We start from the raw sequence: 13,778 nt of genomic DNA on the forward strand, positions 1-13,778 counted from the left end.
AGCACAAAGACAAAATCCATGATTTAAAAGTTTCGGATGAACACTTCAGAAAATTGTTTGATGATTACCACGAACTGGAACGTCACATACAAAAAATAAATGCAGGTTCAGAAATTGTTATCGACGAATACGCACACGAATTAAAAGCCAAACTATTATTTATAAAGGACGAAATTTATTCGTATTTCTAATAAATAATTAAATTAAAAAACAAACCACGTTGAAAAACGTGGTTTGTTTTTTCTATAGGGTATTATGTCTTAAGTAAAAAATGAGTAAGTTCAAGACAAGTCCTAATTCGTAATTCCCAATTCCCAATTCCCAATTCAATTCATTTCTTTACATTTGTTTTTATGAATAAATCAGTGCTCTGTATTGGCGCCACTTTAGTAGATGAGTTGTATTTCTGTGAAAGCAACATCGTCTCTGCATCTTCAAATCCTGCAAGAAAGGCAACAAGTATCGGTGGTGTAATTAGCAATATTGCACAGCATTTAGCTATTTTAGAAGTCAATCCGGCAATCATCACAGCAATTGGAAATGATGCTGATGGCATGTATATCAAAGATACTTTTGTAAAAAACGGTATTTCCTGTGAGCAATCTCTTGTAGAGGATGATACTACTGGCAAATATGTTTCGATACTGCAACCCGATGGCAATTTATATGTTGCAGTTTGCGAGGATAACTGCGGAAAGTATATTTCTGTAGATTATTTAGAAACACAGATTGATTATATCAAAGGCTTTGACATCCTGATTATCGATACAAATCTGGATAGCAAAACGATTCAATGGATGATACATTTCGCCAAAGACTATCAAAAACAACTCATAATAGAACCCGTTTCAGTGGCCAAAGCAACAAAATTAGTTGGCTTAGATTTGAATGGAGTTTTTATGATAACACCAAATCAGGATGAACTACGCGCAATGTGTAGCAACGATACTCCAAAAGAACAGCGATTGACAACCCTTATTAACAGAGGCGTAAAATCCATTTGGATTCGAAAAGGAGCAAAGGGTTCTGTAATGTATACCGAAACCAAAAGAATAGATTTGTCGGTTCCGGAAATTCAAATCGTGGACAGTACCGGCGCAGGTGATGCGGCATTGGCAGGCTGGGTTTTTGGCTATGTAAATGGCGAAGACGAAAAGACTTGTTTGCAATTAGGACACACTCTGGCTTTGGAAATACTAAAAAGCAAAGGCACGGTTGACGCCACGTTAACACCTTCAGCATTATACAAACACAAGAAAACGTATTATAATGACTAAAAACGATTATATCATTATCAGTCCGGAAGTGCAAGATGCATTGGATAATAACTTACCTATTGTTGCTTTAGAATCCACCATTATTTCTCATGGGATGCCGTGGCCGAAAAATGCTGAGACAGCAGCAGCTGTTGAAGATGTTGTCCGACAAAATGGTGCTGTTCCTGCGACTATTGCCATTCAAAACGGAAAGTGCCTAGTAGGTTTGTCAAAGGATGATATTGATTATTTTGCCCAAACAAAAGACGTTTGGAAAGTAAGCTTACGCGATATGCCGTATGTGATTGCACAGCAATTGCCCGGTGCGACTACTGTTGCGGCTACGATGCGTATTGCTTCTATGGCTGGAATTAAAATCTTTGCCACTGGCGGTATTGGAGGCGTTCATCGCGGTGCCGAAGAATCCATGGATATTTCAGCCGACTTAACCGAAATGGCAACTACAAATGTTGCGATAGTTGCGGCTGGTGTAAAATCGATATTGGATATTGGCTTGACCTTGGAATATATGGAAACAATCGGTGTTCCGGTTGTAACCTATGGACAGGATGAATTCCCAAATTTTTATTCTTCCAAAAGTGGCTTTAAATCACCATTGCGTTTGGACACGGCTAAAGGAATTGCCCAACTCTTAAAAGCGAAATGGGATTTGGATTTAAATGGTTCAGTTTTGATTGCTAATCCTGTTCCTGCAGAATATGAAATGGAACCAGCCGTTATTGAACAACACATTCTCAAAGCACTAAGCGAAGCCAATAATCAAGGAATAAAAGGCAAATTGGTAACACCTTTTTTATTAAAATTCATTGCCGATAATACCGAAGGCGAAAGCCTGGAAGCGAATATTGCCCTGATAAAAAACAATGCTAAGATAGGAGCGGAAGTTGCTGTGGCGTTGCAAAATCTTAAATAAACCTTTTCTATCATAGTGCGAAAGTGCTTGAATAACCAGAGGTAAACAATCTAATGGAAAAACAAAGGCTATCCCGTTAAAAAAGGATAGCTTTTTTATGTTTTTAAGCCCATTATTCAAACATGTGAATGATACAATTATACTATTTTATTGTATAACGATACGGTGCGCTTTGGGGTCACCTTTACCAAGTAATAACGGCTAAGTTATTATGTAAAAATAAACAAGATGAAAACAAAATTACTCTATCAACTGTTAGGTATTATAATATCAATAACAGGATTGCGATCAAATGCTCAGGCACCGGTTTTAGGAACGGCGACAGATTTCGTAATTTTTTCAAGAGATGGTGCAGTTACTTCTAATGTTACCAATAGTTTAATGACTCACCTTACCGGAAATGTAGGAACTGATACTTCCGGCGCTACTTCAACTGGTTTTGGAAACGTTAACGGTGTGATGCATGATGATGATACTGCCAGTCATATTGCATCAGCGGATGTACTGACTGCCTACACACAATTAAACGCACTTATTCCCAATTATTTTCCGTCATCTTTATTAGGAAATGGAGCAACACTAACCGCGGGTACTTATTTTATCAATAGTGGCGCGAGTTTAGATGGAGAACTTATACTCGATGCCGAAAGTAATCCTAACGCCGTTTTTGTTTTCCAAATCCAGGGTGCTTTTTCCACTAATGCTTTGTCACAGGTTACTTTGATTAATGGCGCTAAGTCCTGTAACGTTTTCTGGAAAGTGGAAGGTTTGGTGGATATGTCAAGCGGAACCAAAATGAAAGGTACTGTAGTTGCTAATAACGCTGCTATTCTTATGGGTATTAATTCAACACTTGATGGAAGACTATTCTCTACTACAGGAGCCATTACCGTAAATGGTATTGTGGCTAAATTACCTTTAGGCTGTGCAAGGCCTGCACTTACCGGACCGACTGCTCCTAATTTAGGTACAGTAGTTTGTTACGCTCTGTTTTCAGGTAACCAAAATGTAATTAATGACGGCGTTACTCTTGTTACTGGCGATGTAGGAACCAATGTTGGTTTGACAACTGGTTTTGATGCAGCGAATGTTACTGGTACTATTCATCCTGAACCTGATACTTCTACAGCACAATGTGCCACTGATTTACTAACAGTTTATAGCTATTTAAATACATTGCCTACGGATATTGAATTATTGTATCCTGCACAGTTTGGTAATGATTTATTACTTACACCACATGCTTATCTGCTAAATACTGCTACAGTATTAACCAATAATTTGTATCTGGATGCCGAAGGAAATGCTAATGCCGTATTTACTATTAATATTTATGGTGCGTTTTCAACCAGTCCATCTGCTAAAGTTTTTCTTTTGAATGGAGCGCAGGCCCAAAATGTATACTGGAAAGTTGACGGGGCAGTTTCTATTAGTGATCATTCTGAATTCACGGGAACACTGGTTGCTAATAATGCCGCGATAAATGTAGCTACGGGTTCTACTGTTACAGGAAGAATGCTTACCACCAACGGTGCATTAACTACCTTTGCCATAACGGACACCATGCCGGTTGGCTGTACCTCATTAGGTATTGGCGATATTACGCCTAATAGTAAAAATGTTGGTGTGTTGTACCCAAATCCTTTTGCTGATAGCTTCGAAATTAAGCTTTCTGATTTGAATAGCTCAGGTGAATTTTATTTATATACTACTTTGGGCGAACTTGTTTATCATAAAGCTATTAATGAAACAACTACTATTGTTAAAACAAACCTTTCTGCCGGAATGTACTTCTACAGACTGATTAGCAGTACCGGATTGATACAAACAGGTAAGCTGTTGTCAAAATAAAACTGAAAAGTTGAAACCCGATTAGTTTTACTAATCGGGTTTTTTATTTAATAGCTCTAATCACTTCCCATGCCTTTAACTTCTGCTCAAAGCTTTTATCGGCATGAGCCGGACTTGTGGATGGCAATGTAATAAACTGATAATCTTTTGTAAGTCTGACATGCTTTTTAAAAAAAGCGGCAGCTTTTTGTCCGTTGAAGGCAATGAGTTTTATATTTGGATGCTGTTGTAAAAAACTTGTAAAATCGTTTGGGACTTCTTTAATAATGGCACTGTCTAAACTGCCCTGCCGTTCACAAGCCTGCAATACATCCCAAACCGCTACTTTATTTCGTTGCAGCATTTCTTTTTTCTGATTGTAATCTGTTGAAAATTCCTCATCGAAAATAGTATGCAATAATTTCCAGAAATGATTTCGCGGATGTCCGTAATACTGATTTATAGCCAACGATTGTACGCCGGGCATAGTGCCAAGAAGCAAGACTATAGCTTCGGGATTGGATAGAGACGGGAATGAGTAGATTTTCATATTAAAACAGTATAAACCAAATTAAAAGAATCTTTTCAATTAATAAAGGCTATGCTTTAGTTGTTTTATTTACAACAAAAATTCCACCAGAAAAAAGTAAAACTGCCAATCCCACATAGAGATATCCCTGTTGTTTTTCGGATTCGTTTGAAACATCTATTCTTAATCCTAAAAGATTAACTTCTTTTGCATTATCGTCTATTTTATTGATGCCGATATAGCCAATCAATAAACTGATAAGTATTAGTACTGCTCCTATAAATTTTGACATGTTCATTTTTTAGGTCTTAAGGTTAATAAATTAATAATGGATCTTATTTTTTACCGATTCGGCTTATAATCCATATAATCACACCGACTACTGCCAGCACTATAAAAATTCCGACTCCCATTCCGGCTTTAAAGATGCCTTCTACGACTTCACAACTTGTAAATAGAGTGAGGATAAAAATCAATACTGTGGCAATTTGCATTTGTTTTTTCATGACTATGTGCTTTAGGGTTAAGTGAATATAACCATTCCGTTGTTAAAAATAATATGATGAAATTACAGGAATTAACAAGAGTAGTTGTTATAATTTTTTTCAAATCAGTTATATAATCTGCATATTAAATTTGGTTTAATCACTGTTTATAGGGCATGAGGATGTAAATTCTATTTAAATCAAAATCATCATTATATAATTTAAAGGAATAATTATATAAATAATGCTTTCGGTAATGTTTTAATTTTGAATAAAATAAAGAAACAAATCATGAAAAATACTACCAACCGAAGCAGTGGGTTTGAAAAGTTTGCCAGTGCGGTTTCAAAAGCAGCTGGTTCTACTACGGCCTTTGTCATGGCTTTTTCAATTGTAATCATTTGGGCTGTTTCCGGACCATTTTTTCATTTTTCCGAAACCTGGCAGCTCTTTATAAATACAGGGACAACAATCATTACCTTCTTAATGGTTTTTCTGATTCAAAAAGCACAGAATAAAGATTCGCTTGCGATTCAGTTAAAACTAAATGAACTGGTAGCTTCGAACGAATTATCGAGCAACAGGCTAGTTGATATTGAAAGCATGACCGAGGAAGAGATGCAGGTGGTACAGAAGTATTACCAAAAACTTAGCATGCTGACAGAAAAAGAAGAATCTTTACACACTTCACATTCCCTTGGAGAGGCTCAGGAACAGCACAACATAAAAAGCAGAAAACAAGAAATTCAGGATACTAAAAAAGCTAAGGGAAGTGAAAACTCAGCTAAATAATCTGCATATCTTTTCATCATTTGTTGCTTAATTGCTCAGTTATACCTTGGTATTATTTGGAAGATGCAGGCTGTCGAGTATAATCCCCGGAAGGTGGTTAATCTCAGCTAGTGTTGCAGGTTTTCTGATAAATTTAACTTTGGGGCTGTTAATATATTTATTCTGTTCTGCGGTATTTATCTGGGTAGAAATGATAAACTTGTACATATCGGGTACCATTTGGCTTTCTTCCAGTTTTTTTACCACTTCTGACCCTGTCAATAATGGCATATACATATCGATGAGCAGGATGTCAGGAATATTTTTATTAACCATAATTTCCTTGACAGTCTCAACTCCTGAATCTAAGCATCCAATGAGTTCGAATTTTTCATTCTGGTTGAATAAAAATTTAAGCAATTCTCTGTCATCTTCATCATCGTCAGCTATAATAATCGTTAAGGGTTTATCTGATTTCATGAGGCAATTTATTTAGCTCAAAGTTGCAACATCTGTAGGATAAAGATGTTATAAGAATTTCGTTCCTCGTTACATAATTATATGTTTTTGACGGTAGAAATCAAAAATCGTAAAGAAGCAGAGCTTATAAATTAAATTAAAAAAGGGCTTAGTAACCGAACAAATTCTTTGATGGTATTTGGTTTTGCAACATATCCGTCAGCACCCAATTTATTAACCTTGTTAATTGTTTCCATATGTGAGGATGTTGAAAGAACAATAACAGGAATATTTAATCCGGGAACTTTTTTTAATTCGGCTAAAAACTGAAAACCATCCATTCGCGGCATGTTAAGATCGATGAAAATAACTTCTGGAGCAAGTTCACGGGACGTTATTCTTTTTAGTGCATCGACGGCGTTGTTTACTGAAATGCATTTGATTTTACTGTCAATGCTTTGAATTGCAGCACTGAAAATTTCCAAATCATCTTCATCGTCGTCAATATGAAGCACATTTTTTCTCATCCTTTTTAAATTTTATATGTAACAATTGTTAATCGTTTTTTTCAGAGTGAAAACATAACTTAACAGGACAAGTTTTTTAGGTTTGACCAAATTTAGGGAAAATAGTTTCCTAATGGATAAACGCCACTACAAAATCGTTGAAATGCAATATAATTTCGGTAAAGTCAGAAGAATTTTAAATTTAGTAAGAAAGTATTTTCTTTTTTTATTTTTTAAAGAGAGCTTCCATAATCACTCCATCCGGAAATTTTCGGGAAGTGATCCGACTCATCAGTGAAGAACAATTTTCAAGAAGATTCTCTTTTTGAATACAACGATTTGGCTAATTCTTCAGTATAAAGATTTAATGAGTTTGCTGACTGAATGATAATGTTTGTCATTTCTTTTGTTTCTTCAGGTGTCATAGTTTCATCGTCAATTAAATGATATGCAATACCTAAAATATTGGCTACGGCTTTTCTTATCCTATGGGATATGGCAAAAGCTATCTCATTTAAACCGGTTTCTGCATTTAGAAGTTTCGTATTAGCTATTTTGAGTTCGGCGGTACGCTCATTTTTTAATGCTGTTTCAACAATAATTTTTTTATTAGCAGTATTCAATGCTGCTGTTTGAGTTTCTGTTTTATTGTTGGAGTCTTTTAAATGTTTGTTAGCAGTAACTAGTTCCCTATTACATTTTTCAAGTTCTTGAAGATGAAGCAGTAATTCCTGATGAGCGATTGTCAATTCATTAAAAGTGCGTTGTCTTTCCATAGTTTAAAATACCCGTATGTTTAATTTAAAGAAATATAACTTTTTGTGAATTGCCAATTTTCACAACTTATCAGCAGTTAAACAGCTACTGTAAGCACTGTTTTGTTTTTGTGCTAGTTTGCTTATAGAGAAGTCTTTTAAAGGTAGCCAAAAGTTAATGAAGTTGTTTGTAATTGTATAAAAGCGGGATATAAAGCCGATAAGCAGTAGATTTTAACGTTAAAAGGATAATTAGACATTTAAGTTGAGGTAATTTCTATAACGCTATTATAGAAAAAAGATGATGCAACTCTTTCTTTAAAAAGCAAGGAGCCAAAAGGGCTTACAATTTAATAATTTTACTTGACTGTCCAGTTTCCAATCGAAGAAGATAAGTGCCCGAAGCCAGTGTGCTGATGTCTATAGCAGTGGTATCAGTATTGATGTTTACTTTTTTTAATTGTTGCCCCAACACAGAATAAATTACTGCATTTCCTCTGTAATTTGGTGAATTGAGCGTTATAAAATCTTGTGCCGGATTCGGATATACTGTCACATTATTCAATTCGGGAGCAGGGATGCCCAAGGTTGAAGTATTGATTTTAGTAACGTACGGATAGCATGTAAAGTCAGTCGCAGTGTTATGCGAAAGTGCATCAAAAGTTACATTTCCGTATGCCATTCCAGAAAGGATAATACTGCCGTCGTTTAAGATGGATATGCCATCAGCGCGGTCTTCTGAAGTACCGCCAGCTGTTTTAGCCCATAGGACATCGCCTTGCGGGTTATATTTCAATACCAAAATATCATTGTTAAAATTGAGGGATTGCGAACTTATACTTGGACTCCATTGGATAGTTCCTCTATATCGGGCGGCTATATATGGATTTCCCTGGTTGTCTATCGTCAGGAAATTTCGGTTGCCCAACTGTACTTCACCGTTTCCGGGTACTTCTTTCACCCATTGGTATTCTCCGTTGGCATTTAATTTTGCCAGAAAGAAATCGGTGCCACCACCACCAACAGGCCCTTCAGTAGCTATGGTGCCAAAGGTATAACTGCCATTTAGATATGAACTGAAATACACTTCATCCGGAGTCCGTGCGACTACCTGCGGTTCGGGACAAGTCACATCTTCTTCAAAATGCATCCACTGCATCTGCCCTAAAGGATTGTATTTGACCAAATAAGTATTGTATGGAAGTAAATTGACAACGTCTGTGCCGTTGAAACTCACGTTCATTTCTGCGCAGGCACCCGCTGCATATATATTCCCTTGACTGTCCACACTAACAGATGACAGCGATTTTACCTGAGTTTGATTAATGGTTGTAAGGGAATTGCCTTCTGAGTCTAAACGTTCAATATGGGTGTCCAGAAAATCACCATAACCTATGTATACGTTTCCGGTACTATCAACAGCCAGCGCTTTGAAGTATTCTGTAAATTCACCTCCTATTGTTTTGCTCCACAGTAAATCGCCATTACTGCTAAATTTCAATAGTATGGGTTTGACTCCCTGAAAACTGGTAGTTATATGTAAGTCATCAATGCTTATTTCATCTATATAAGCCGCAGCGATATACAGATTTCCGGCTGTATCAACAGTCATTTTGTAAGCATTCACAGTCCCAGTGATGGTTCTGCTGAACAGCAATTCTCCAGCCGCATTGTATTTCAACAGCCAAAGGTTTCCAAAGATATCGTTATAAATTAAAGGCGAGTCTTTGAATCCGCATACGAAGGTATTTCCCTGGTTGTCAGAAGCAGTAGGGTAGCCAATGCCTTCGGGATTGAAACTGAAGTTGATAGCAGGAGTTCTCAGCCATTCAAATTGCTGGGCACTCAGTTGTTGGTTTAATAAAAGGATAACTGCCAAAGTAAATATTCTTTTCATAATTGCGTTGATTTATTACTAACACAAATTTGCGAAAAAATAATATGTGGCGGGATAAAGTTAGGTTTACATGAGGTGAACAAGTAAGAAAGCAGTAAGCAGTAAGCAGAAAGCAGAAAGCAGAAAGCAGTAGTAAGAGATAACCAAGCTGACCTTAGACCGTCTCTTTGAGTGTTCCGACTTGTCAGAATGTATCGAGAAGTTTTTATGAGTGCTCTTGAGGATTATCTCTTTTCAAATCTCCTGAAAGCACCAACCCCATAAGGAATCCTGTTACCAGTCCGCCAATATGCGCCACATTATCTACATTTCCGAAAATTCCCATTAGCAGCGTATAGCCAATGGATATACTGGCAATAATGAAAAAGAACTTGTTAATTCCCGGCGATGTTACTTTCATTAAAATTAAAGCCAACATAAAACCATACAAGCCAAAGATAGCGCCCGAAGCTCCGACAGTATTTGTATGTTCGTGCCAATAGTAACTGGCAATTCCGGCACAAATACCACTTACTAGATACACCATCACAAAGCGCCACTTGCCTAATATATGTTCCAAAAAGAAGCTTACAAAATAAAGACTCACCATATTATTGAGAATATGCATTAGTCCGCCATGCAAAAACATATAGGTAACTAAGCGCCACCATTCACCCTGAATTTCAAGATAAGGTTTGTATAAAGAACCCCATTCGATTAGCTCAGACCCATTGAACGAAACTAAGCCCATTCCGCTGAAAACCATAGCCAAAAACACTAAAAGATTGGCATACAACAAAAGTGGTGTGCTATAAAAACCCTCATGAGGCAATATCCATTCGTAGTTTTTTCGCCATCCCCGGGCTTTTTCACGGGCTATTTTTTTGTTGTCTTTACTCAGTTCTGCTGTAGTTTTGAGTCGGAAGCAGAGCAGGAGCAAGGCAAAAATAGCCAGCACTATCCCTGTAGATTTAAACACCCAGCCCAGTTTTTCTCCATTGCGCTCAGCAAAGTCACCGTGTTGTGTTTCCAGGAGTATATCGATACCATCGCGTGACCAATGGTTCAGACTGGCAGCATGTCCAAAATATTTGGCATCCTGACCATGACTGATGCGCTCCAAATAAGAAAAAGAAAAGGACTCCAGTTTAAATTTCATTTCGCTCGCGCGCACAAAATTATCAAAGGCTGCTCTTTTAACTTCTTCTGACGAGTAATTGCTTATCTCGTCGATATATTTTTTACAAAGCCAGTAATGTGTGGTTCCGGCCAGAGTATCCTGTTGTGTTTTTAGAATAGGCACTACACAATAAAGCCTAAAATCCATATACTGATTGTTTTTGCCGCTGGTTCCTATATCTTCTTTGGTGCTTACATCATTTTTATAAAAATAATATTGTTTGAGGGTGTAGTATTTGGTTTTGGGTAGGGAGTCTATTTGGCTGATGTTATCCAAAGCCGTTAGTTTTCCTGTTGCGGTTGACAAATACATTTGAGCGATGATAGTAGGAATCCCTATTCCAAGTGTGAGAATGAAATAAAAAAAATCAGAACCTTTATCGTTTTTAAAATACAAGCGTCTGACGGTAGAGCGGAGCATCGTGATAGCAATTATAAACGCAATGATTGCAGGGGCAAAGATCTCAATGAAAATGTCATCAACAGTTATCCATTCGAGCTGAATAATCAGCAGCCAATTTAAGAAGCTATAGCCTAGCAGTAAAGCAATAATACACAATAAAAAAGGCAATAAGATATAGCGGAGTTTAGTCAGGTAATTGGTCATGTATTTATTTAAAACTATAATTTTATTTAGGGTCTATTATTTCTAACTCAGCACCTCAGTACCTCAGTACCTCTTAACTATTTATAAACTCCGCCAACAATTTCATCTTATAAAACAAGTTGGAAAACTGCAGTGCTATAATTGATTTATCGATATTTTCCAAGGAGCTGTGATATTGCTTTTGGTTTCTCAAATCATCAATTTTCTCATCAATGTTTTTGAAAAGCCATTCGGCACTTTTACCCCTATATTTTTTGTTTCTATCGTCTTTGATGTGCTTGTTTTCAATGACCCCTTTTTTTAAGGTTGCAAAGGTGAATCTGGATTCTCTTGCTTTCTGTATCCTATCATTCTTCAGTAGGGATAACAGCTTATCATAATTTATAGTTTTATTGTTCTGTGCCGTTTCAAACCCTTTAATATTGAGTTTTAACTCCCGAATCAACATATCTTTTGTGGCTCGGTTGTTCTTTGCCAATTCTCCGAAGGAGCTAACAATCTCGGTTATGTTTTTAATACTGGAAAGCCATTCCCAAGCCATAGAATAAAGTTTAAAAGGGTTATAAAGGTTATAAGTTTATTGAGGTCTAAAGTAGTGAAATATTTTATGTTTGAGAAAGATGAGAGATGAAAGATGAGGGGTGAGGGAGAACTGATATCAATGTTAAAATTATGTAAATAGATTTAGTATTCGTATAAAACATTCTCAGAATTATTTCCGAAATTAGTCTTGTCAAAATTTAAACTAAACTATAATGGACCAACCAGAACCATTTACTATTGTCGTGGCCGATGATGACTTCGACGACAGAGAACTTCTTAAAGATTTATTCCTGCATAATGAGCGTTTTGAGCTTATCGGGTGCCTGACTTCAGGGATAGAAGTCTTTGATGAAATCAGCCGCAAAAAGAACATTCCGGATATTTTGCTGATTGATATGTACATGCCTTTCTTCTCGGGGATAGACGTAGTAAATGCATTGCAGGAACTGGAAGCGGCACCAGCGATGGTTAAGTTTGTAATCTCAACGGCTATCAATACGGATGAGCAGGAGAGACACCTTGATAATCCATCGGTTATATTCCTTAAAAAGCCAGTAAGCATAGAAGAAATGAAGGAGTTACCGAATAGGATACTGGACACAATGATGCAAAGGAATAGTCTGAGGGTTTACTAAACTTACCTGTAGCGAGTTTCAATCCCGAAGCCTCGGGAGCAGAGTTTTAAAGTAGATAAACAGTTAATTTTTATAGTCAATTTAAAACAATACCATTATGAAAACCGCAAGCGATTATTTAAAAAATAAAAATACAATACCAACTGATGCTGTTGAACATTCTGTTTCACAGCCCGGCCCCGAAGACGGAAGAGACCAAAATATAAAACCGGATTCCAACAGCTATGATTCAGATAATGGGAAATCAAAACGATTGATAAACCATAATGAGGAAGTGTACCGTTCTGACGAAGATGATTCGGAAAAAGTACGGGTAGAAAAAAGATAACCACTATAATTTTAATACTTAACTAGTATGATTAAGACAAAGGATATAAAATTATATTCCAATAAATTTCAGCTGCAATATTTTACCAATGACGCCATTGGCGCTAATATTAATGAAGCTAATTGTGAAGATATAATAGAAGTCATTTATGCCCCATTACCAACAAAATCAAAGAAAGAGGTTGACCAAATATTCAAAGAAAGAGAACAGCAGCTACTTAAGCAAATAGCTATAGTTCTTAATGAAAATAAAAAATTCTATTCCAAATTTTATATTTCATTAAAATTAGCCAGAATAAAATATCTTTATGAGGATAACTTGGCTTCAACCGGAAATGTGATTAAGACAAGTAGTTTTTTGAAGATAACATTGAAAAATGCACGTAATTAAATAGCTGCAAAGTTTCAAAGATGCTGATTTTCAAAGTTGCAGAGTTACAAAGTTTAAAATTAGACATACGTAGAAGAAAAATTGTCCCCTTGCGGGGACTTTGGCCTGTCATTTTCAAATTTTCAAATTTCCAAATTTTCAAATTCTTTTAGGGCTACACTGCGCTTCCGGGAAAGCCTGGTTCGTTGCTATCAGGGAAAGGGCTGTTACCTTCTGCCGGATCTACATGACCCCAGTCGCCTTTTTCATCGTCTTCATCATTATCATCGTCATTATCGTTGTCATCATCCTCATCTTCATCCTCATCATCAGGATCGGGAGCATCAATACCTGACATAGCATGTATGTGTTCGTCGTCTTCGGCTATGCTATAGCGATTGACTTCGCTAATAGGATCATTGTCTCTTGCTGCATCGCTTACTGAAGCATTGGTCTCGGCATCCTGCCAGTCGTTTTGTGGAGCAGCATCTTGTGCTGAATCCCAGTTTGTATTTTCCATGATTGTAGTTTTTAGAACGTAAAGTTAGTTCCGTCTGAAACAATATTTGTTATGGAATTTTGGAGAAATGTTGCGGAATTTTATTCAGACTGGCTTAGACTGCTTAGATTTTAGAGTTAGACATTTTAGATTAAATAGCCACAGACTGAATCGCAACTCTGCAACTCTTTTAAAATAACTCCAATTGCCATGGCTT

General features: G+C 36.7%; 18 protein-coding genes. 8 read left to right on the forward strand and 10 right to left on the reverse strand.

What is annotated here, in order from left to right:
* The 4 genes from ABIQ27_RS07085 to ABIQ27_RS07100 form a co-directional block, all read left to right on the forward strand.
* Nucleotides 1–191: DUF465 domain-containing protein (locus ABIQ27_RS07085; protein WP_348033087.1), on the forward strand; the 191-nt coding region annotated here is incomplete at its 5' end.
* Between the two features lie 162 nt (nucleotides 192–353).
* Nucleotides 354–1,277 carry a PfkB family carbohydrate kinase gene (locus ABIQ27_RS07090; RefSeq protein WP_348033088.1) on the forward strand — a complete coding sequence of 308 codons (924 nt, stop codon included), beginning with the start codon at nucleotides 354–356 and terminating at the stop codon, nucleotides 1,275–1,277.
* The gene (locus tag ABIQ27_RS07095; protein ID WP_348033090.1) at nucleotides 1,270–2,190 is read left to right on the forward strand and encodes a pseudouridine-5'-phosphate glycosidase; all 921 of its coding nucleotides are present in this window, start codon (nucleotides 1,270–1,272) and stop codon (nucleotides 2,188–2,190) included. Before ABIQ27_RS07090 ends, ABIQ27_RS07095 begins: the two co-directional genes overlap by 8 nt.
* Nucleotides 2,191–2,418: 228 nt before the next feature.
* Complete coding sequence (locus ABIQ27_RS07100) at nucleotides 2,419–4,041, forward strand: ice-binding family protein (protein ID WP_348033091.1); 1,623 nt, start codon at nucleotides 2,419–2,421, stop codon at nucleotides 4,039–4,041.
* A 43-nt stretch (nucleotides 4,042–4,084) separates the two neighbouring features.
* Here the strand turns inward: ABIQ27_RS07100 and ABIQ27_RS07105 are convergent, their stop codons facing one another.
* From ABIQ27_RS07105 to ABIQ27_RS07115, 3 genes are read right to left on the reverse strand one after another with little or no spacing between them, the layout of a single operon-like run.
* On the reverse strand, nucleotides 4,085–4,570 hold the full coding sequence (locus tag ABIQ27_RS07105; protein ID WP_348033093.1) for a DNA-deoxyinosine glycosylase: 486 nt from the start codon (nucleotides 4,568–4,570) through the stop codon (nucleotides 4,085–4,087).
* A gap of 49 nt (nucleotides 4,571–4,619) precedes the next feature.
* Nucleotides 4,620–4,847 (reverse strand): hypothetical protein, encoded by a 228-nt coding sequence (locus ABIQ27_RS07110; RefSeq protein ID WP_348033094.1) that lies wholly within the window; start codon nucleotides 4,845–4,847, stop codon nucleotides 4,620–4,622.
* A 37-nt stretch (nucleotides 4,848–4,884) separates the two neighbouring features.
* Complete coding sequence (locus ABIQ27_RS07115; RefSeq protein WP_348033095.1) at nucleotides 4,885–5,043, reverse strand: hypothetical protein; 159 nt, start codon at nucleotides 5,041–5,043, stop codon at nucleotides 4,885–4,887.
* A 282-nt stretch (nucleotides 5,044–5,325) separates the two neighbouring features.
* Here ABIQ27_RS07115 and ABIQ27_RS07120 point away from each other — a divergent pair, with 282 nt between their 5' ends.
* Nucleotides 5,326–5,826, forward strand: a complete 501-nt coding sequence (locus ABIQ27_RS07120) for a low affinity iron permease family protein (protein WP_348033097.1) — start codon at nucleotides 5,326–5,328, stop codon at nucleotides 5,824–5,826.
* A gap of 39 nt (nucleotides 5,827–5,865) precedes the next feature.
* Here ABIQ27_RS07120 and ABIQ27_RS07125 read toward each other — a convergent pair whose 3' ends face one another.
* The 6 genes from ABIQ27_RS07125 to ABIQ27_RS07150 all read right to left on the reverse strand — a co-directional run bounded on the left by ABIQ27_RS07125 (nucleotide 5,866) and on the right by ABIQ27_RS07150 (nucleotide 11,728).
* Nucleotides 5,866–6,285: a response regulator gene (locus tag ABIQ27_RS07125; protein ID WP_348033098.1), complete on the reverse strand. Its 420-nt coding sequence runs from the start codon at nucleotides 6,283–6,285 to the stop codon at nucleotides 5,866–5,868.
* Between the two features lie 131 nt (nucleotides 6,286–6,416).
* Nucleotides 6,417–6,791 carry a response regulator gene (locus ABIQ27_RS07130; RefSeq protein WP_348033099.1) on the reverse strand — a complete coding sequence of 125 codons (375 nt, stop codon included), beginning with the start codon at nucleotides 6,789–6,791 and terminating at the stop codon, nucleotides 6,417–6,419.
* A 287-nt stretch (nucleotides 6,792–7,078) separates the two neighbouring features.
* Entirely contained in the window at nucleotides 7,079–7,546 is a 468-nt protein-coding gene (locus ABIQ27_RS07135) for a hypothetical protein (RefSeq protein ID WP_348033100.1), read from the reverse strand.
* Between the two features lie 322 nt (nucleotides 7,547–7,868).
* On the reverse strand, nucleotides 7,869–9,422 hold the full coding sequence (locus ABIQ27_RS07140; protein ID WP_348033101.1) for a T9SS type A sorting domain-containing protein: 1,554 nt from the start codon (nucleotides 9,420–9,422) through the stop codon (nucleotides 7,869–7,871).
* Nucleotides 9,423–9,627: 205 nt separating this feature from the next.
* The gene (locus tag ABIQ27_RS07145; RefSeq protein WP_348033102.1) at nucleotides 9,628–11,187 is read right to left on the reverse strand and encodes a rhomboid family intramembrane serine protease; all 1,560 of its coding nucleotides are present in this window, start codon (nucleotides 11,185–11,187) and stop codon (nucleotides 9,628–9,630) included.
* Nucleotides 11,188–11,260: 73 nt separating this feature from the next.
* Nucleotides 11,261–11,728 carry a hypothetical protein gene (locus tag ABIQ27_RS07150; protein ID WP_348033103.1) on the reverse strand — a complete coding sequence of 156 codons (468 nt, stop codon included), beginning with the start codon at nucleotides 11,726–11,728 and terminating at the stop codon, nucleotides 11,261–11,263.
* A 214-nt stretch (nucleotides 11,729–11,942) separates the two neighbouring features.
* Between ABIQ27_RS07150 and ABIQ27_RS07155 the strand changes: the two genes are divergently transcribed.
* From ABIQ27_RS07155 to ABIQ27_RS07165, 3 genes are all read left to right on the forward strand, one after another.
* Nucleotides 11,943–12,365, forward strand: coding sequence for a response regulator (locus ABIQ27_RS07155; protein WP_348033104.1), 423 nt, complete (start codon nucleotides 11,943–11,945; stop codon nucleotides 12,363–12,365).
* Nucleotides 12,366–12,462: 97 nt separating this feature from the next.
* The gene (locus ABIQ27_RS07160; RefSeq protein ID WP_348033105.1) at nucleotides 12,463–12,693 is read left to right on the forward strand and encodes a hypothetical protein; all 231 of its coding nucleotides are present in this window, start codon (nucleotides 12,463–12,465) and stop codon (nucleotides 12,691–12,693) included.
* A 27-nt stretch (nucleotides 12,694–12,720) separates the two neighbouring features.
* Nucleotides 12,721–13,083 carry a hypothetical protein gene (locus ABIQ27_RS07165; RefSeq protein WP_348033107.1) on the forward strand — a complete coding sequence of 121 codons (363 nt, stop codon included), beginning with the start codon at nucleotides 12,721–12,723 and terminating at the stop codon, nucleotides 13,081–13,083.
* Nucleotides 13,084–13,237: 154 nt separating this feature from the next.
* On the opposite strand, the gene ABIQ27_RS07170 is transcribed toward ABIQ27_RS07165, so the two are convergent.
* Complete coding sequence (locus ABIQ27_RS07170) at nucleotides 13,238–13,582, reverse strand: hypothetical protein (RefSeq protein WP_348033108.1); 345 nt, start codon at nucleotides 13,580–13,582, stop codon at nucleotides 13,238–13,240.
* Nucleotides 13,583–13,778 lie beyond the last annotated feature (196 nt).

Origin of the sequence: Flavobacterium sp., from assembly GCF_039916025.1 — a bacterium.
GTDB lineage: Bacteria > Bacteroidota > Bacteroidia > Flavobacteriales > Flavobacteriaceae > Flavobacterium.